The following is a 17,323-nucleotide window of genomic DNA, read 5'->3' on the forward strand; positions in this document are numbered from 1 at the left end:
CGCCTTGCTGCGTAAGGCTTTGGCAACTCATCGCGACATCAATATGTCGTTCATGCAATGCCGGCTATGGGTCGCGCATTTTGGCGGTGATAGGTTTCGAAGCATCGAGGCGATCGGACCAATCTGAAAATGAGTCCGCCGACCTCATCGCCACCGGCTGCGCACCCCGCGCAACCAGCAAGAAGCATCGAAGCCCCGCGAGACACGATTCCATGAGCGAGCCCATCCGTTTCTATCATCGCAACGCCATCCGCGAAGTCAGCGGCGCGTCGACGACGCGCACCGTCCTGCAATACCTGCGCGAAGACGCGCGCTGCACCGGCACGAAGGAAGGCTGTGCAGAGGGCGATTGCGGCGCGTGCACGGTCGTCGTCGGCGAGCCGGACGGCGCGGGCGGCGTCGCGTTGAAGGCGGTCAATGCGTGCGTGCAGTTCTTGCCGACGCTCGATGGCCGCGCGCTGTTCACCGTCGAAGACCTGCGCCAGCCGGATGGCTCGCTGCATCCGGTGCAGCAGGCGCTTGTCGATTGCCACGGATCGCAATGTGGCTTCTGCACGCCGGGCTTCGCGATGTCGATGTTCGCGCTCTACGAAAAGCACGGCCATGCAAGCGCGAATTGCGCGCACAAGTCGATGCCGTCGCGACAGGAAATCAGCGACGCGCTGACGGGCAATCTGTGCCGCTGCACGGGGTATCGGCCGATCATCGACGCCGCCGAGCGCATGTTCGATCACGCGCCGCTCGCGCCGCTCGATGTTGAATCGCTGGCAAGGACGCTCGCGACGCTTCAGCGCGACGACACCTTCCACTACGAGCACGCGGGCCGGCAGTTCGACGCCCCGCGCACCATCGAAGCCCTCGCGAAGCTGAGAGCCGACAGGCCGAACGCGCGCCTGCTCGCGGGCAGCACGGACGTCGGTTTGTGGGTCACGAAGCAGTTGCGCGATCTCGGCGACGTCATCTACATCGGCCAGATCGAGGCGATGAAGCGCGTTGAGACGACGGAAGCGTGGATCGAGATCGGCGCGGGCGTGACGGTCGAGCGCGCGTATGCGGAACTCGTGAAGACGTATCCCGAACTCGAGGAAATGTGGCTGCGCTTCGCGTCGTTGCCGATTCGCAATGCCGGCACGCTCGGCGGCAACGTGGCGAACGGCTCGCCCATCGGCGATTCGATGCCCGGACTCATCGCACTGAACGCGCGCGTCGTGCTGGCGAGCATCGACGGGACGCGCGAGATGCCGCTCGAAGACCTGTACGTCGCGTATCAGAAGAAGGACATGGCCGAGCACGAATTCGTCGCCGCCATCAAGGTGCCGACGCGCACGGGCAAGCGGGCGAATCTGCGCTTTCGGACTTACAAGCTCTCGAAGCGCTTTGATTCCGATATCTCCGCCGTCTGCGCCGCGTTCGCCTATATCGCCGATGGCGACGTGATTCGCGAGCCGCGCATCGCGTTCGGCGGCATGGCCGCGACGCCGAAGCGCGCCGCGCGCGCCGAAGCCGCGCTCGCCGATGTGCAATGGCATGAAGCCACCGCTCAAGCCGCGATGCGCGCGCTCGCCGACGACTACGCGCCGCTCACCGACATGCGGGCGTCGAGCGGCTATCGGATGAATACGGCGAAGAGCCTGTTGTATCGCTTCTGGCTGGAGACGCGCCCGCACGATCCGCTTGCGAAATCGAAGCTGGATGTGCGCGCGATCGAACTCGTCGAAGTGAAGTGAGGATATCGAAATGAATCAGCAAGCCGAAGCCTTTCTCGCCGAAGCGCAATCCGCAGCCGACGCCGCCGACGATTTCAAGCAGGTGCATGTATCGCGTCCGCATGAATCGGCTCATCTGCATGTAAGCGGACGCGCGAGCTATACCGACGATATCCCGCTTGTCGCGGGCACGCTGCACGCCGCGCTGGGTCTCAGTCCGAAGGCGCACGCGAAGATCGTCTCGATGAACTTCGACGCGGTGCGCGCGACCCCGGGCGTCGTCGCCGTCTTCACCGCCGACGATATTCCGGGCGTCAACGATTGCGGTCCGATCATCCATGATGATCCGATTCTCGCGCCGGGCGTCGTGCAATACGTCGGCCAGCCGATGTTCATCGTCGTCGCGACGTCGCACGATACGGCGCGGCTCGCGGCGCGCCGCGCGGAGATCGCGTTCGAAGACTTGCCCGCGGTGCTGACCGCTGAAGATGCGCGGCGCGCGCAGTCGTATGTGCTCAATCCGCTGAAGCTCTCGCGCGGCGACGCGGCGAGTCACATGTCGAAGGCCGCGCATTACGAACGCGGCGCGATGAAGCTGGGCGGCCAGGAGCAGTTCTACCTCGAAGGACAGATTGCCTACGCCGTGCCGAAGGAGGACGACGGCATGCACGTCTACTGCTCGACGCAGCATCCGACGGAGATGCAGCATCTCGTCGCGCATGTGCTCGGCGTGCAGTCGCATCACGTGCTCGTCGAGTGCCGGCGCATGGGCGGCGGCTTCGGCGGCAAGGAATCGCAATCGGGCCTGTTCGCGTGCTGCGCGTCGCTCGCGGCGTGGAAGCTGCTGTGTCCGGTCAAGCTGCGCCCCGACCGCGACGACGACATGATGATCACCGGCAAGCGCCACGACTTCGTGTACGACTTCGAAGTCGGCTATGACGATGACGGCGTGATCGAAGGCGTCGCCGTCGACATGACATCGCGCTGCGGCTTTTCCGCCGATTTGTCGGGGCCGGTGATGACGCGCGCCGTCTGCCACTTCGACAACGCGTACTGGCTGCCGCACGTGGCGATCGAAGGCTATTGCGGCAAGACGAACACGCAGTCGAACACCGCATTTCGCGGCTTCGGCGGGCCACAGGGCGCGTTCGGGATCGAGTACATCATCGACAATATCGCGCGTTCGGTCGGCCGCGACGCGCTCGATGTGCGCCTCGCGAATCTCTACGGCAAGACCGAGAACAACCGCACACCGTATGGGCAGACGGTCGAGGACAACGTGCTGCCCGAGCTGATCGGCGAGCTCGCGGCGACGAGCGAGTATCGACGCCGGCGCGAAGCGGTGCGCGAATTCAATTCGAACAACGACGTACTCAAGAAAGGTCTCGCGCTCACGCCGGTGAAGTTCGGCATCGCGTTCAATGTGACGCACTTCAATCAGGCTGGCGCGCTGGTTCATATCTATACGGATGGCTCCATTCTCGTGAATCACGGCGGCACGGAGATGGGCCAGGGCCTCAACACGAAGGTCGCGCAAGTGGTGGCGCACGAGCTTGGGATCGACTTCGGCCGCGTGCGCGTGACCGCGACGGATACGAGCAAGGTGGCGAATACATCGGCGACGGCGGCATCGACGGGAACGGATCTCAACGGCAAGGCCGCGCAGGATGCGGCGCGTCAGTTGCGCGAGCGGCTTGCGTCGTTTGCGGCGGAGAAGTTCGGTGCGGGTACGGTATCGGCGGCGGACGTGCGGTTCGCGAACGATCGCGTGATCGTCGGCGATGACGCGATTCCGTTCGGCGAAGTCGTCGCGAAGGCGTATCTCGCGCGCGTGCAGTTGTGGTCCGATGGCTTCTACGCGACGCCCAAGCTGCATTGGGATCAGGCGACGATGCAGGGCCGTCCGTTCTTCTACTACTCGTATGGCGCGGCGGTGTCGGAAGTGGTGATCGATACGCTTACTGGCGAGATGCGCGTGCTGCGCGCGGATGCGTTGCATGACGTAGGGGCATCGCTGAATCCGGCGCTGGACATCGGGCAAGTGGAAGGCGCGTTCGTGCAGGGCATGGGCTGGCTCACGACCGAGGAACTCTGGTGGAACGATAACGGCAAGCTGATGACGCACGCGCCGTCCACATACAAGATTCCGACCGTCAACGACATGCCCGCCGACTTCCGCGTGTCGCTCTTCAGGAACCGGAACGCGGAGGACAGCATTCATCGCTCGAAGGCGGTCGGCGAGCCGCCGCTGTTGCTGCCGTTCTCGGTGTTCTTCGCGATTCGCGATGCGGTGTCGGCTGTCGGCGATCACAAGGTGAACCCGCCGTTGCACGCCCCGGCCACGGCCGAGAAGATCCTGCGCGCGGTGAATGCGGTGAGGAGCGCGCGGTCATGATGCATGTCGTTCTCTTCGGGGCGGGGCACGTGGGTCACGCGCTTGCCAACGTGCTCGGCATGCTGCCGTGCGTCGTGCAATGGGTCGATGCGCGCGACGAACTGTTCCCCGATGAAGTGCCCGCCAACGTGCAGATCGAAGCGACGGACGCGCCTGAAGCCATCGTCGATGAAGCGCCGGCGGGGTCGTATTTCATCGTGATGACGCACGATCATTCGCTCGACTTCACGCTGACGCAGCGGATCATGCGGCGGCGCGACTTCGCTTACTTCGGGCTCATCGGTTCGAAGACGAAGCGGGTGAAGTTCGAGCGAAGGTTGATCGAGCGTGGGTTGGCTCCCGAGCGCTTGCAGGAGATGACGTGTCCGATCGGCGTCGAAGGAATCGCCGACAAAGCGCCGCCGGCGATCGCCCTGGCGGTGGCGGCGCAAGTGTTGAGGGTGCGGGAGGCTGTGCGCGCATCGGCGACGGCGGGCGCGGCGGCGTAGGGAATCGGCAACGCGTCGCTGGGTTTGCGCTCATCCTGCCGCGCCTTCGACCCGATACCTCCCCGGCGCCACCCCATAAACCTCCTTGAACCGCTTGGAGAAAGCCGCCTCCGACTGATACCCCACGTCAGCCGCGACATCCGCGATGCTCTTCGTCGTGCGCGCGAGCATCGAGCTTGCGAGTTGCATCCGCACATGACTCAACAGCGCGAGCGGCGGCGTCTCCGAGTGCGCCGAAAACGCGCGCATGAACGTCGCGCGCGACATCGCCGCTTCCTTCGCCAGCATCTCGACGGTCCACGGCTCGGCGGGGCGCTCGAGCATCGCGATCACCGATGCGCCCAATCGCCGGTTCGCAAGCAGCCCGAGCACGCCCGCGAGCGTCGGCTGCCCGGCGAGCCATGCACGCAGCAGCATCGTGAATAGCGCCGTGGAAAGCGCCGCCACGATCGACGGCGCGCCGAGCTGCGCTTCCTCCGCTTCGCGTCGCATGCCGCCGACGAGCGGCGCAAGATACGGCGCCGACGCGCTCGTGAACGACACGTGCACGACATCCGGCAACACATCGATCAGCAGCGCGCGCGGCGCATACAGAAAGCGTCCACACAGCAGATCGAGCGCGGGCGCCTGTTCGCCGCAATTGCTCCGCACGATGACTGCGCCGTTGTCGCGCGCCTGCATCGCGTCGAGCCGGGAATCAGCGTCGCCATCGATGGAGAGCACGTGTGCATCGCCGCGAGGCAGGAACAGAATATCGCCTGCCTTCAGCACAATCGGCGCGTGACCCTCGCGCAACACGCGGCACGCGCCGCTCAACACGACGTGATACACCGCTTCGCCAGCGGGCGCGGGCGCATGATCGACTTCGAGCGGGCCGCTCAGCAGACAGCGCAAATCGAGCGCGCCTGAAAGATGCGCCAGTTGGATCAAACGGTCGAGAGCGTCCATATCGTGACAGCGATGTCATTTGGAAACCGCGATTGCGAACTCCTCACCGACGACGGCCTTCCGGTTCGTCAGCGAATCCGACACGCGCGACATCAGCGTGCGCAGCCACGCGATATCGGTCGATTCATCCGGCTGCGGCTGTGAAAGCTGATAACACTTGATGCGCGGAAACGGCACCGGCGAATCGAGCACGGCGAGCGGGAGCATCGCCGCGTAATGCTGCGCGAAGCGGCGCGGCGCAGTGAAGATCAGGTCCGACTGCAACAGCACCTGCGGCACCAGCCCGAAGTACGGAATCGTCGTGACGATACGGCGCCGGATGCCCGCCCGCGCGAGACCGATATCGATCGGATGACGCTTCGCGCCGCTATACGGCGTCGGCGCGAGATGGGCGGCGAGCGCGTAGCGTTCGGCGGTCAGCGGCTCGCGCGCGAGCGGATGATTCGCGCGCATCAGGCACACGAAGACATCGGTGAAAAGATCGTGGCGTTCGAAGCGCGGTTCGGGCTTCGTCCAGTTCGCGACCATCAGATCGATCTCGCCTTCGTCGAGCGCGCGTTCGTGATCGCGCATTGGATTCAGCGATTCAATCTCAAGCCGCGCATTCGGCGCGGCATCGCGGAAAGCGGCGACGAGCGTCGGCATGAAGAAATCGTTCAGGTAATCCGGCGCGGCGATGCGAAAGGTGCGGCGTGAACTGGCGGCATCGAAATCGCCGTGCGGCGTCGCGACGAATTCGACTTCGCGCAACGCACGCTGCGCCGGCGCGAGCAGCGTCTCGCCGTATTCGGTCGGCACCATGCCCTGCTTGCCGCGCACGAGGATCGGATCGCCGAGAATCTCGCGCAGGCGGCGCAGCGCGGTGCTGATCGCCGGCTGCGTCTGATTGAGCCGCTGCGCGGTCTGCGTGACGCTGCGCTCCAGAAGCAGCGTGCGCAACACGCGAATGAGCCAGATGTCGAGGGAATCGGCGGGATCGTTCATGGCTTGGGGCAAGAGAGCGGATGACGCGGCGCGCGCGTCGTCATCACGCGCGCCACGCCGCAACCGAAGTTAACCGCGTTCCGATTTTCGACGCCATAGCGCACGCCCTATGCGCGGCATCGGCTCACTGCGTACTGCCGCGCTATGCGCCCATTTCCGCCGCGTTGCCGAAGTCCGCTTCCTTCGGCGCCATCGGCAGATTGCTGATGCGCTTCACTTCGGCGGCGTCGAGCCAGTTCGGGGAGCGCGCGACGTACAGCACCATCGGCAGCGTGTCTTCGCCCCAGAAGATCTGGTCGTTGACGATGAACGTCGGCACGCCGAACACGCCCATCTCCACGGCGCGGTCGTTGTTGTCGCGCAGTTTCGCCTTGAGGTCTTCATCGTCGATGCGCGATTCCGCCTCCGGCATGCCGACGTGCTCGCACAGCGCGCGAAAGCCTTCCGGCGTCGACGGATCGCGTCCTTCGCGCCAGATGAAGCGGAAGATGTCGCGCACGACGGCGATATCGCCGTTCGCGAGCACCGCGAGCCGCAGTGCCTTCACCGGATCGAACGGATGCGCGGGCGGCATCCGGAACGGAATGCCGAGCTGTTCGGCGCGGAAAAGCGCGTGCCGGTACGTGAAGACGCGCTTGGACGGAATCGTCGCGGCGTGCGGCTGCTTCCAGCGGTCGAGCAGCTTGAGCAACTGCACGGGGACGAGCTCGAACGGAATGTCGGGCCACTTCTCGTGTTGCTCGAGGAGCAGGTACGAGAACGGCGAGATGAAATCGAAGAAAAAATACGGCCGGCCGTCAGCGGCCGAATGCGGGGCACTCATGTCGTTTCTCCTTGCTTTTGGCGCGCCTGGCGCTGGCCTCGTGGTCATCGCTGATTGCATCGCGCGCGTATCGCCAGCATGGCCAGTTGTCGTCAGGCGCGGGCGTCGTGTCCTGCATTCTTCGTGGCCAAAAAAGCGCCGCGTGTCCTTCCGGCCGCATCCACGTTCCACGACCGAATGATTCGATATTACGTGCTGCCTTGCTCCGTGTCTGCACGCGGCGCAGTCCTCGATGCCGCGAAGCGCTCGCGCGGCCGGTCCGCGTCCGCACCGTTCGCGGCGATGGGAGCGACGGCCGCTTGCGCGAGCCGCTGCCGCACGAAGCCGATGTGTTCGCGCAGCACATAGAACTGATCGGCGAACGCGAGCGGCATCTTCATGCGGTTGACCGCCGATTCGATCGCGTCGATGCGGTCGAGCAGAGCGTCGCGCTGCGCCGTGTCGGGGCCGCTGATCGCTTCGCGTTCGATTGCAATCAACGCGCCATACCAGCGATAGATGCGCGATTTGACGCGCCACCGGTACAGGCCGGGCACGAGGCGCAGCGCCGGAATCAGCACGACGATCAGCGGCACCAGCACGACCAGCACGCGATCCGCGAGGCTCGCCACCCAGAAGGGCAACGTGCGGTACAGAAAACTCTTGCCCGACTTGTAATACCGCTCGGCGTTGTCGCTGATGCGGAATTCGTGGACCAGCGGCGCGGGAAACTCGTTCGCCCGCTGCAAAAGGCCGGCGCGGCTGTGGACTTCGCGCGCGGCCTCGATCAGCAGGTCCGACAGCGCCGGATGCAGGCTGTCGCGCGCGACGAGTTCGGCGGTCGGCGCGACCATGTGGACGGGATGCGGCGGCAGGTTCGACGCGAGATCGAACGCGCCCATCGGCAGCTCGATTTCCGTCAGATACGGGAAGCGGCGCGCGTAGGCGTCGGCCTGGGCGAAATCCATGAAGCGGATGCCGGGCGTGCGCAGGAGCTTCGCCATCGTCGGCGGCTGCGCGGAATCGCCGGTGAGGAAGACTGCGTCGATCTGACCGTCTTCGAGCGCACGAGCGGCCGCATCGCCGGCGAGCGGCAGCAGCGGGGTATCGCCGCCGGGCTCGATGCCGTTCGCCTTCAGCAGCGTGAGCGCGAGCAGGCGCGTGCCGCTGCCTTCCGCGCCGATCGCGAGGCGCTTGCCCTTCAGCTCGGACAATCGCGACACCGGCGCGCCGCGATAAAACACCGCAAGCGGCACATAGGACACGCTGCCGAGCGATTCGAGATCGTCATGCGTCGCGCCCGGCCTCGTCATGCCGCCTTGCACGAAGCCTACGTCGACGCCCGAATCCGGATCGGAGAGCCGCGTGAGGTTGTCGAACGAGCCTTGCGTTTCGAGCACGTCGAGGGTCACACGATTGCGCGCGAGGATCGCCTTGTACTTTTGCGCGCTGTTCCAGAACGAACTGCCCTTGGGACCGGCGGCGATGGTCAGGGTGCTCGGCGGCGCGGGCTGGATCAGGCGCACGGCGAAGTACAGCGCGACGATGGCCACGAGCACGATCGGGCCGAATGTCATCGCCAGATCGCGCCAGGAAATGGCGACGAAGCGCGCGACGATCTTCGGTGGCGGCCGGCGTCGCGGGCTGGTAGCGGTGTCGGAGGCTGCGGGTTCCTTGTCCGCGTCGGGCTGAGTCATATCGATGCTTCGAGTCAATTTCGTGCCGAGAGCTTACCCGAACGGGCGGCGCGGGAGTCTCACGCATTCGGTCATCCGAATGTGACATGCGTATGGACGCGCCCGGCGCTTTGTCCACCCTCGTTGCGTGCGCCCGATAGAACCGCGCGACGCGTCGTTAAATGCTTTGCGCTAATGGCCGCGCTGGGCTAAATTGACGTTCGCCGCCGTACGATAAGAATTATCTGTCCGAAACCCGATAGTTGGGCATTCCGGGCATGCGCCGCACCGACTGGCGCAGACCGCGCATCGAGCGTGCGCCGTGCGGCAGGACATCCATAGACGAGCCGAGGGCCATCAAGCCCGAATCGATCGGCCGGGTTTTCGTTTCTTCGCCAGCCTCTCGCAGCACCGCATCACAGCATCGCGGCCTCTTCGCCGTGCAATCGTCAGCGCGTTCGCGTCGACGATTCGCGCGGCCACGATCGCCCGATGCCGTCGCCCCTTGCCGGGCGATGCGATCCGGTTTGATGTGCAAACGAGCGAAGTAGCATAGTGCGAAGTCAACAAGCGAAACAAAAGGAGAAACCATGAAAGTTGTCGATCTATTGAAGGCTCTGGGCGTCGTGGTCTGCGTGGCGGTGGCGTCGAGCGCCTATGCCCAGTCGAGCGATGCGGCGGCCACCACGAGCACCGAAGCCAGCGCGCCGACCAAGGCGCAGAAATCCGCGACCAAGAAGACCGATCGCTCGCTCGGTTATTCCGTCCGCCGCGCGTTGTCGAAGGCGCAAGGCTTCGACGTGTCGAACGTGTTCGTGCGTGCGCGCAGCGGTGCGGTCACGCTGACGGGCACGGTGCCGGAAGGCGCGCAGATCGCGCAGGCGGAAGAAGTGACGAAGGGCGTCTCGGGCGTGAAGTCCGTCTCGAACAAACTCACGCTGAGCCCGCAGAACGGCGGGAAATAAGCGGCGCATTCCGGCGGGCAGCCGCCGGGAGAAGTGCAACGGGCTCCGGTTTGTCGCCGGAGCCCGTTTTCGTTCGTGCTTTGTGTTCGATCGATGCCGACGCTCAGTGCGCCACCGCCGATGCGGCATCGGCCGCCGACGCCGCCATGGGATTGGCGGTTGCCGTCGCCGCTGCCTGCGCCTGGCGTTTCGTCTCGGCGGCGGCATCGGACGCCTGAATCGCCGTAGCGGCTGCGGCGGGCGCCTGCACGACGATCGGCGTCGGCGTGAGTTCCGGCGAAGTCAGTATCAACGACGGCGCGAGCGGCTTGCTCTCGACTTCGTCGGCCGCGACGGGCGAACTGCGCGGCACCGTCCTCAGATAGTGGCCCATCAGATTGAAGAAGCGGTCGTAGAACTTGCCCGCCGGCACGGTTTCGCTCGAAATCTTGACCATTGCGTCGCTGTTCGAGCGGATCGGCAACGAAAGCGAGCCGAGCACGCTCAGGCCGACGCTCGCGGACGTATCGCTCTTCTTGAGCGCATAGCCGTCCTGCACGGCGTTCACATAGGCGATGCTCTGATTGGCTGTGTTCTCGCCCGGCGTGCAGACGACGTGAAACGAGACGACGACGTGCGTCTCGGCGTTCGGCTGGAAATTCTTGGTGGCGTCGACGGTATCAGGCTGAGCCATCGTCGTGAGGAAGCCTTGCGACAGCAGCGCGCGGCGGGCCGCTTCGCAAGTTTCCTTCACGGTGGCGTCGAAGTTATGCGCGTAGGGACTCGCGCCGGAACTGAACAGCTCCTGCTGATAGCTGGGGGTGGTGGCGGCACGACCGCCGCAGGCGGCGAGGGCGAGAAGGCCGAGGGAAACGAAGGCGAGGCGCAACGACGAGATAGGCATGGGCGGCGGCGAAAACGAAATGTGTGACAACGGCAGACACAAATTGTAGTGCCGTCGGACTGGCCGATGGAAAAGCAAAATCCGAAATCGTTGTGAAATCCGTGGCTTACAGTTAGCGGACCAGCGCAAAGCCTCCACGGGCGGGGCTTTCGGGAAGTTCCGGAAAGCGAAAAAGCCCGGCTATGAGCCGGGCTTCGCTGGCGGCAAACCGCCTGTCCACTTACGGGCGATCGTAGCCGACTGCGTCGACAGCGCTCACCGCGCGTCCCGATGCGAACGCGCCATCCGTTGCACCGCCGAACGACGACTCCGCGACGCCTTGCTGCGCGTTGACGCGAGCCTGCGCGGCTTGAATGTTGACGGGGTAGGTAGCGTGGTCGCTCGCCGGGTTGTAGCCGGCGCGCTCCAGTTGGACGAGTTGCGCTCTAACTTCGGCGCGAGTGAGGGCGCCGTTATTCTGCGCTTGAGCAAGAGCAGGAACCGCCAAAGCAGACGCAATAACGATGGCAGGAACGATCGACTTGAACATGATGAACTCTCCGCGATTTGATTCAGGGAACGTTGCTGGCGGGAAGGTGTTTGCCCGCTGCTTCGTCGTTGAGAGGCAGTGTAGGCGTGTCGTCTCTGAGTAGAAACCCTGATGCGGCAAAATCAGTTTTGTCGAAACTGCATTAATTTGATCAATCGGGTCGCGGCTGTGGATTGATTTTCATCTCATCGATTCCCGCTCACGAACTTCCGGCGAGGCCCTTCGCTCGCCGTTCGTCACGAGACGCGCGTTGATCCTGATGGCCCTAGACAGATGCCCGTCCATGCGGGCAAGCGGACCCGCTGTCTAAAGCAAAGTAACGTGCAAACGGCCGAAATGCGGATGACAGCTACCTGAGAACCCCAGACGCACGAACGTCCGCAAAGGCCGACCCGCCGGCGCAGGGTGTCGGACAGGTCCCGGCCAATTGCGGTCGGTCAGTCTCGCCTCACCGACGCCGTTCGAATGACTGGTTCTCTCTCGGACCTGCCAAATCACAGCACTCAACGATAGAGGCGACGCGGGAATGCAGGACGGCAGATCAGCGCGGTTCGAGAAGCCCTCTCCGAAGAGCGAATCGGTTTAGTCCGCGCCGACACGCCAACACCGATCGTGATCGGTTCGTTCATGCTGTCACGCCAGCGCTCCAGCGTCTCTTTTGCCATCCGCCATATAGCTTCCATCTTCATCCATATGGCCCTCGGGCAAGTGCGATCAAGACGGCAAGCATAAGATCCTCTGCGGAGCGACATAAAGCGTGCTCAAACCTGGCACGATCGATTCCGCGGTGACGGTGATCCTACTTGCGCCCCGACGGTAAAACGCAAGGATCGATCCAAAACTTAATAAAGCCAGCGTATCGATCCGTCGTGCGATGGCGTGCTTCACCGTCAATTGGGGACACAGTGCCCATTGGGTTCGACTGGGCTCCTGCAGTTTTACGGCGCAACGGTTTGAAACTGGTTGGTCAATAGTGCACCGTTAAGGTTCGTGCGGTGACTCCGCTTCATTGGTGAGCTTGCCTAGGGCCGGGCCCGTCAGAACAGCTGCATTCATACTCGCGCCTGGGCTCCGCAATTCGAGACGGAACATGTCGGGCACTGATTTAGCGAGCACACCTTTCCAGGACGTTGTCTCGCGAACGGCGAAATGTTCCTGCGCGTGCGGTGTTGCATTCGTGTCTCGTGTCATTCATGTCTCGACCGGCACGACGTCAGGTTGACGATGCGCGAGGCGCCTTCTGACCCGCCGTGACAGGCGCCGTCTCGGACATTGCAGCAATAATCACGCGCCCCTTGTACCGGGGGCGCATAATGAGCTTGCGCATGCTCAAGGAAGTCTGATGAACGCAAATGAAGAAGGTGCCGTGCACCGTGGGCTTCGAGGCTTTACGCACTTGATCGAAGAAATGGGCGCGCATCGCTCGAAGGAAAAAGCGCGCGAAACGGTGCGGACGCTACGATCCGTCGCCGGTGTCAAAGGTTGTCGTACGGGCAATGAAATAAGTACGCTACCGCCGAGTGCCTAGGCGATGACCACGACCGACCTGAATTGCGTGTCGCAGTCGCAGTCCTAGCGCTCATCGTCCCAATGCCAGCTCATCTGCTTGGCTTTGCGGAATGCCACCGAAACAAGCGAGACGAAAGCTGCGCAGGGCTTTGGTAGGTGCCTCGCATCATGTTTGACTTGGCGTTGCTAAGAGGCCTGCTGGTCCCATGGCTCTCAGCGTGGGAAGTGTGACGCCGGCACGGCAACTACTGAAAGGTGCATCAATGATAGCGATGACGGTCATTATGTTGGTCCTTGGTGCATGGCTCATCTTGTATCTCGCTAACGAGAACAACAACGACAGCATTCCGCGGGAAACACGGGAACGCGAACCTAGAGATTCGTACGAAGACCTCTAGGAGACGCCTAAACGGCTTAACGAGCTGAGTGGTCAACTGGTCAACCGTCCGAGCTACAACCATCATGCTTTTCGGCGGGACGATTGCCGCAACGGCACGTGCGTCGGCGTTACGGCTTGGGGCTGCAACGGCTCACGGCCGGCTTCCGCATGTCAAGAGGCGATTGATAATCGCTTCGTCATGAGGGCGCAATTACCGCCACAGTTCCACTGAGAATCGACCAGAAAAGCATTGACAAGGCCACGCCAGCCCTATATTGTGAAAAATGAAATATTCAAGAAGCTCGATTGCTGATCACCATTATCCGCGTCCTCGGCGCGGTACTCGTTGTCCTCTCTTCTTCCTTGAAGTTTTTGTCGCTCCGCACGCGAGCTCTCATTTTTTCAAGGAATTCTAATGGATACCGGTACAGTTAAGTGGTTCAACGATAGCAAGGGCTTCGGTTTCATCACCCCTGATGCTGGTGGGGACGATCTTTTTGCTCACTTCTCGGAAGTTAAAGGCGACGGCTTCAAGACGCTCGCGGAAAATCAGAAAGTAAGCTACGAGACAAAGCGCGGCCCGAAAGGCATGCAAGCCGCGAATATCTCGCCGCGGTAACGCAGTTTCAAGGGCCGGTCTACCGGCCCTTTTTCTGTCGGTACAGTCGACACCGGCGCGGCGCGACTTGCCGCGATCGCTTCGGCGCGCTTTAACGGAACCTCTCGGTCCGATGCGTCAGACCATATAGTGAGCTCGTCCTGCCAGTCATCTCTTTCCCGGGAATCGGGGGTCGACTACCGGTGATGGGATCGTCGGGTCATAGCTGTTTGCCGGCAAGGTAACGCGCCGTACTACGGCGGTCTGCTATAAGTCGATATACGCGACCGTTTCGGCGGCTGAACAGAGCCAGCGCCAGCCCACATGTCATCGCTAGCGATCAAGGGAGCGTGGCTATGAGCGGGTCTGCCGCAGTCTGCGACCTCATCAACGATTGCCCTTTCGGCCTTCAAGGATTAAAGCAGAGCGACTCCTGCAAAGCGGGCGATAGCGTTGGGTCGACAACGTCTGTACTCCTAGCGACTGCATGATCGGTGTCCCCACCGTTGCAACGCGCTGAATGATCCCACCAACCTATCGCAGGCACAGGCCCCGGAGGGCAAATGTATCCTTTACTAGAGTTTCTTTCGACACTTCCGCAGTTCCACGCAGATCGTGCTCGGAGCGAAGTGGTCCACATTGGCACCGGGTGCACTTTATCGCGTAGGGACAGCTACGGGCCCGAGGTGGATCCAGTACTTCTCGCTCGGTGGCCGGGGCAACCGCTAGGCGACGCCTGCACCATTGACGGACTCGATGCTGTGAACTTCTATATGCGTGAAGCGCGTAGCATGGGCGCCGAGATCGGCCTGCTGAACCGAGCGATCGGTGTACTCGATCGATCGATGGGCGGTGAGACGCTTTTTTCGAAATCGATCTACGTTTCGCCGGCGCGTACGACCGACGACAGTTGAAGGCCGGCGCTATCGACATCATATGCATCGCTCGAGCTCGCGCCCGGTGGCAGTCACCACACCACACTGGACTACATCCGTGATAGGCCCGTGCAGTAAAGCCTGTACGGAGGCGCGCGCGAAGTGCGCGCGGATAGTCCAGTATATTTCAAGCAACTCGCGGCTATGCTCGTCGAGTGGGGACACACCCTGAGGATTGACATGGCGACAGAAGAAAACGTACTCGCTACCTTTGAGCAGTTCAACGTTGAGGGAAGAGACTACGTCACGTTGAATGACGCGTGCAACGGACTCGCGCAGTGGCTGGCGTCGGCGTGGGATCGTCTAGAGGAAGGAGACGCCCAAGTTCTGGTGGCCGTCGGTGCCACGTTGTGGCGAGAGGGCTATTCCCAGAGGTAGTCTCCGTAGTTGTTCGGCAGTTGCCGACGTCAGCTGGCGGCACCGTTTCACGACAATGCAGGCTGCTCGGGCTGCGGCATGCCATCTCGACGGGGCGCACGTCCGTTGCATCCGGAGTTTGCGTTCAGACAGGGTGAGTTCCGTGAACGCGCAGAAACCGTAGCGGAACATTCACTGTCTCGGAAGCTCATAAGGAACGGTCGATCGAGGTTGGCGGATAGCGGGGTGGTTCGGGATCCGTCAGACGAGCGTGGCAGTCGATTAGCGATAGCCTTTTGCCAAGCGGAGTCACGTAGATCGTATCCTTCCCGGGCGCAACCGATTCGGTGACGTGCCCAACTGGTAAGCAGGTAATCTGCAGAGTACGTCGGGCGCCTGGCTATGGTTTGATCCGGTGGCAGCTGAATTAACGGGCTTACTTAAGCATTCTTCGTAAGTCCGAAGAGGCGCCTGTCTCTCCCAATGGAGCGCCTATGTACCGGATCATTCCATTCCGCGGCTTCGCCACGTCAGCCTGGCGGTGTCAGCCGAAAACATGTATGACGTGACGTTTCAAATCAAAGGCGGCTTACTGGTATGGCGCGCTTCCTTTCAACATCAGCCCAAGTTGTGCGCTCAAAGTTAGCTATACAAAGTCTCTGAAGCGGGTAGGATGGGACGTGCAGGCTGGACCGAATGCCGCTTTGGGTTCCAGCAGTCCTTCGACGATACTACCGAAGTCCGTCGTGCATCGGAGGCCGTGCAACCCGATCAATCTCTGAGTACTACCGAAGCTGCTTTGCACACAGTCTACTTTGGCGCCTGAACGGCGCGAGGGCTCACTCATGACAGTCAATTTCCGCTTATATCGTGGGCTGGAAATCTATCCGCTCGTCTTTCCACGCCAACCGACCTTGTCCGGTCACGGTCACAACTATGAGGACGGATTCGATGCCGCCGTGCGTATTAAAGAGCCGGAAGCGGAAGACGGTCAGTCGCGCAGTTGCGTGTTCAGGCTCCCCGCCCAAAGCGGGTACCAGAGCGCGGGCGATGCACGGCGCGCCTGCACGGCGTATGCAGAGCAAGTGATCGACACTTGCCCAACGAGCCGCGCGTTTTTCGGCGCGCAAACAAACCATCGCGTGCGGGAAGCAGCGACCCAGCAGGATGCAACGACCCAAGCGCCCCAGCCTTTCAAACAGGTCGATAGAACAGTTGAAGATCATGCAAACGAGTCCGACGAGCTTTCGCATTGACCCGACGCCTCGAAGGGCAGACGGAGAGTACATGGCGCACGCACGCATCAGCGGTAACGCCGCGGATGGCAGCCTGACCGACGTGTTTATTAGCGGTGACCTCGGGGGCTTCGACCTTCGCGCAGATGCCGTCGAATTTGCGACCAAGTGGGCGCAAGAGTGGCTTGCGACACGCTTCGGTTGATGCGAGCGGCCCGCGCGCCCCTTACGGCGGCACACTGCGCCGTGCCGTCGGTCTGCGCTGGTTGCCGGCCATTCCTCGACGGCTTCGAGGTCGTTCAACAAATGCGCTAACGCACCGGTACAGACTTTCCGGTTATCGTTGTGACCACCCCAACAGCCGATGAAGAAGTTGCCCGCGCGCGAGATTCGTCGAAGTGGTCAAGAAGCATTCATGGAATCGGTAGTGCGGTCCTGAAGGTTCCTGTATGTAGATATTTGAGTACGCGTGGTGGCGCATGCATGACTACTATCCCAAAGGTTGCGTAGACCATCTGATGCTGACTCATGTTAGTGTCCGAAGACGAAAGGGAGGCTTTCATGCACCGAACGATCGCATACCGCGGCTTCGAAATTCAGATCGAACTGACTTCGGCTGCTGACGAAAACACCTTTGACGTGACCTTTCAGATAAGAGGCACCACGAACCTAGAAGTGCTCGGTGCGCGGGGAGGCCGCATCCCGTTGCGCAACGGACCTTTCACTGAGCGTTGGGCCTATCTGGTGGCCGAAATTGCCGGCCAAGCTGCAATCGACGTGTTACTCGGTCCCGTCGATTGACTGCATGTTTGTTTCCCGACCCACTACACGCAGTAATTTGTTGGTGGACCGCGCCTAAACCGGCAAGAAAGCGCCGTTCCAGGATTCCGCTCAGCAACGACAGTAGGCAACTGTCTTTTGCCGAGAGCATGAG

16 protein-coding genes are annotated in these 17,323 nt (G+C 62.3%); 9 read left to right on the forward strand and 7 right to left on the reverse strand.

The window, feature by feature from the left end:
• Positions 1 to 212 precede the first annotated feature (212 nt).
• From xdhA to xdhC, 3 genes are read left to right on the forward strand one after another with little or no spacing between them, the layout of a single operon-like run.
• Complete coding sequence (gene xdhA / locus P9220_RS06910) at positions 213 to 1,727, forward strand: xanthine dehydrogenase small subunit (protein ID WP_309764170.1); 1,515 nt, start codon at positions 213 to 215, stop codon at positions 1,725 to 1,727.
• 10 nt (positions 1,728 to 1,737) lie between these two features.
• Positions 1,738 to 4,101 (forward strand): xanthine dehydrogenase molybdopterin binding subunit, encoded by a 2,364-nt coding sequence (xdhB, locus tag P9220_RS06915; RefSeq protein ID WP_309764171.1) that lies wholly within the window; start codon positions 1,738 to 1,740, stop codon positions 4,099 to 4,101.
• Entirely contained in the window at positions 4,098 to 4,589 is a 492-nt protein-coding gene (gene xdhC, locus P9220_RS06920; RefSeq protein ID WP_309764172.1) for a xanthine dehydrogenase accessory protein XdhC, read from the forward strand. Before xdhB ends, xdhC begins: the two co-directional genes overlap by 4 nt.
• Positions 4,590 to 4,619: 30 nt before the next feature.
• On the opposite strand, the gene P9220_RS06925 is transcribed toward xdhC, so the two are convergent.
• The 5 genes from P9220_RS06925 to P9220_RS06945 form a co-directional block, all read right to left on the reverse strand.
• Complete coding sequence (locus P9220_RS06925; protein ID WP_309764173.1) at positions 4,620 to 5,537, reverse strand: AraC family transcriptional regulator; 918 nt, start codon at positions 5,535 to 5,537, stop codon at positions 4,620 to 4,622.
• A gap of 15 nt (positions 5,538 to 5,552) precedes the next feature.
• Positions 5,553 to 6,521, reverse strand: coding sequence for a LysR family transcriptional regulator (locus P9220_RS06930; RefSeq protein WP_309764174.1), 969 nt, complete (start codon positions 6,519 to 6,521; stop codon positions 5,553 to 5,555).
• 142 nt (positions 6,522 to 6,663) lie between these two features.
• Entirely contained in the window at positions 6,664 to 7,344 is a 681-nt protein-coding gene (locus tag P9220_RS06935; RefSeq protein ID WP_309764175.1) for a 2-hydroxychromene-2-carboxylate isomerase, read from the reverse strand.
• Positions 7,345 to 7,532: 188 nt separating this feature from the next.
• Positions 7,533 to 9,020 (reverse strand): TAXI family TRAP transporter solute-binding subunit, encoded by a 1,488-nt coding sequence (locus tag P9220_RS06940; RefSeq protein ID WP_309764176.1) that lies wholly within the window; start codon positions 9,018 to 9,020, stop codon positions 7,533 to 7,535.
• 220 nt (positions 9,021 to 9,240) lie between these two features.
• Positions 9,241 to 9,591, reverse strand: coding sequence for a hypothetical protein (locus P9220_RS06945; RefSeq protein ID WP_309764177.1), 351 nt, complete (start codon positions 9,589 to 9,591; stop codon positions 9,241 to 9,243).
• On the opposite strand from P9220_RS06945, the gene P9220_RS06950 reads away from it, so the two are divergent.
• Complete coding sequence (locus P9220_RS06950) at positions 9,590 to 9,964, forward strand: BON domain-containing protein (RefSeq protein WP_309764178.1); 375 nt, start codon at positions 9,590 to 9,592, stop codon at positions 9,962 to 9,964. The two genes, P9220_RS06945 and P9220_RS06950, sit on opposite strands and share 2 nt — an antisense overlap.
• Positions 9,965 to 10,067: 103 nt before the next feature.
• Here P9220_RS06950 and P9220_RS06955 read toward each other — a convergent pair whose 3' ends face one another.
• Together P9220_RS06955 and P9220_RS06960 are read right to left on the reverse strand one after the other, a co-directional pair.
• Entirely contained in the window at positions 10,068 to 10,847 is a 780-nt protein-coding gene (locus P9220_RS06955) for a DUF2242 domain-containing protein (protein WP_309764179.1), read from the reverse strand.
• 220 nt (positions 10,848 to 11,067) lie between these two features.
• Entirely contained in the window at positions 11,068 to 11,376 is a 309-nt protein-coding gene (locus tag P9220_RS06960) for a DUF4148 domain-containing protein (RefSeq protein ID WP_309764180.1), read from the reverse strand.
• A gap of 2,303 nt (positions 11,377 to 13,679) precedes the next feature.
• Here P9220_RS06960 and P9220_RS06965 point away from each other — a divergent pair.
• From P9220_RS06965 to P9220_RS06985, 5 genes are all read left to right on the forward strand, one after another.
• On the forward strand, positions 13,680 to 13,883 hold the full coding sequence (locus tag P9220_RS06965) for a cold-shock protein (protein WP_309764181.1): 204 nt from the start codon (positions 13,680 to 13,682) through the stop codon (positions 13,881 to 13,883).
• Positions 13,884 to 14,653: 770 nt separating this feature from the next.
• The gene (locus P9220_RS06970) at positions 14,654 to 14,776 is read left to right on the forward strand and encodes a hypothetical protein (RefSeq protein ID WP_309764182.1); all 123 of its coding nucleotides are present in this window, start codon (positions 14,654 to 14,656) and stop codon (positions 14,774 to 14,776) included.
• A 1,223-nt stretch (positions 14,777 to 15,999) separates the two neighbouring features.
• Positions 16,000 to 16,410, forward strand: a complete 411-nt coding sequence (locus P9220_RS06975; protein WP_309764183.1) for a hypothetical protein — start codon at positions 16,000 to 16,002, stop codon at positions 16,408 to 16,410.
• Positions 16,379 to 16,594 (forward strand): hypothetical protein, encoded by a 216-nt coding sequence (locus tag P9220_RS06980; protein WP_244818733.1) that lies wholly within the window; start codon positions 16,379 to 16,381, stop codon positions 16,592 to 16,594. The genes P9220_RS06975 and P9220_RS06980 overlap by 32 nt, the downstream gene beginning before the upstream one ends.
• Positions 16,595 to 16,950: 356 nt before the next feature.
• Positions 16,951 to 17,190 carry a hypothetical protein gene (locus tag P9220_RS06985; RefSeq protein WP_244818713.1) on the forward strand — a complete coding sequence of 80 codons (240 nt, stop codon included), beginning with the start codon at positions 16,951 to 16,953 and terminating at the stop codon, positions 17,188 to 17,190.
• Positions 17,191 to 17,323: the final 133 nt, after the last annotated feature.

The sequence above is a fragment of the Caballeronia sp. LZ016 genome (assembly GCF_031450805.1).
In the GTDB taxonomy this organism is placed as follows: Bacteria; Pseudomonadota; Gammaproteobacteria; order Burkholderiales; family Burkholderiaceae; genus Caballeronia.

Excerpts from the sequence above, each read along its gene's own strand:
- P9220_RS06960 (WP_309764180.1), bottom strand. The coding sequence starts at position 11,376 with ATGTTCAAGTCGATCGTTCCTGCCATCGTTATTGCGTCTGCTTTGGCG.
- P9220_RS06980 (WP_244818733.1), top strand. The coding sequence starts at position 16,379 with ATGCAAACGAGTCCGACGAGCTTTCGCATTGACCCGACGCCTCGAAGG.
- P9220_RS06945 (WP_309764177.1), bottom strand. The coding sequence starts at position 9,591 with ATGGTTTCTCCTTTTGTTTCGCTTGTTGACTTCGCACTATGCTACTTC.
- P9220_RS06985 (WP_244818713.1), top strand. The coding sequence starts at position 16,951 with ATGCACCGAACGATCGCATACCGCGGCTTCGAAATTCAGATCGAACTG.
- xdhB (WP_309764171.1), top strand. The coding sequence starts at position 1,738 with ATGAATCAGCAAGCCGAAGCCTTTCTCGCCGAAGCGCAATCCGCAGCC.
- P9220_RS06925 (WP_309764173.1), bottom strand. The coding sequence starts at position 5,537 with ATGGACGCTCTCGACCGTTTGATCCAACTGGCGCATCTTTCAGGCGCG.
- xdhC (WP_309764172.1), top strand. The coding sequence starts at position 4,098 with ATGATGCATGTCGTTCTCTTCGGGGCGGGGCACGTGGGTCACGCGCTT.
- P9220_RS06970 (WP_309764182.1), top strand. The coding sequence starts at position 14,654 with ATGGGCGCCGAGATCGGCCTGCTGAACCGAGCGATCGGTGTACTCGAT.
- P9220_RS06940 (WP_309764176.1), bottom strand. The coding sequence starts at position 9,020 with ATGACTCAGCCCGACGCGGACAAGGAACCCGCAGCCTCCGACACCGCT.
- P9220_RS06965 (WP_309764181.1), top strand. The coding sequence starts at position 13,680 with ATGGATACCGGTACAGTTAAGTGGTTCAACGATAGCAAGGGCTTCGGT.
- P9220_RS06975 (WP_309764183.1), top strand. The coding sequence starts at position 16,000 with ATGACAGTCAATTTCCGCTTATATCGTGGGCTGGAAATCTATCCGCTC.
- P9220_RS06955 (WP_309764179.1), bottom strand. The coding sequence starts at position 10,847 with ATGCCTATCTCGTCGTTGCGCCTCGCCTTCGTTTCCCTCGGCCTTCTC.
- P9220_RS06935 (WP_309764175.1), bottom strand. The coding sequence starts at position 7,344 with ATGAGTGCCCCGCATTCGGCCGCTGACGGCCGGCCGTATTTTTTCTTC.
- P9220_RS06930 (WP_309764174.1), bottom strand. The coding sequence starts at position 6,521 with ATGAACGATCCCGCCGATTCCCTCGACATCTGGCTCATTCGCGTGTTG.
- xdhA (WP_309764170.1), top strand. The coding sequence starts at position 213 with ATGAGCGAGCCCATCCGTTTCTATCATCGCAACGCCATCCGCGAAGTC.
- P9220_RS06950 (WP_309764178.1), top strand. The coding sequence starts at position 9,590 with ATGAAAGTTGTCGATCTATTGAAGGCTCTGGGCGTCGTGGTCTGCGTG.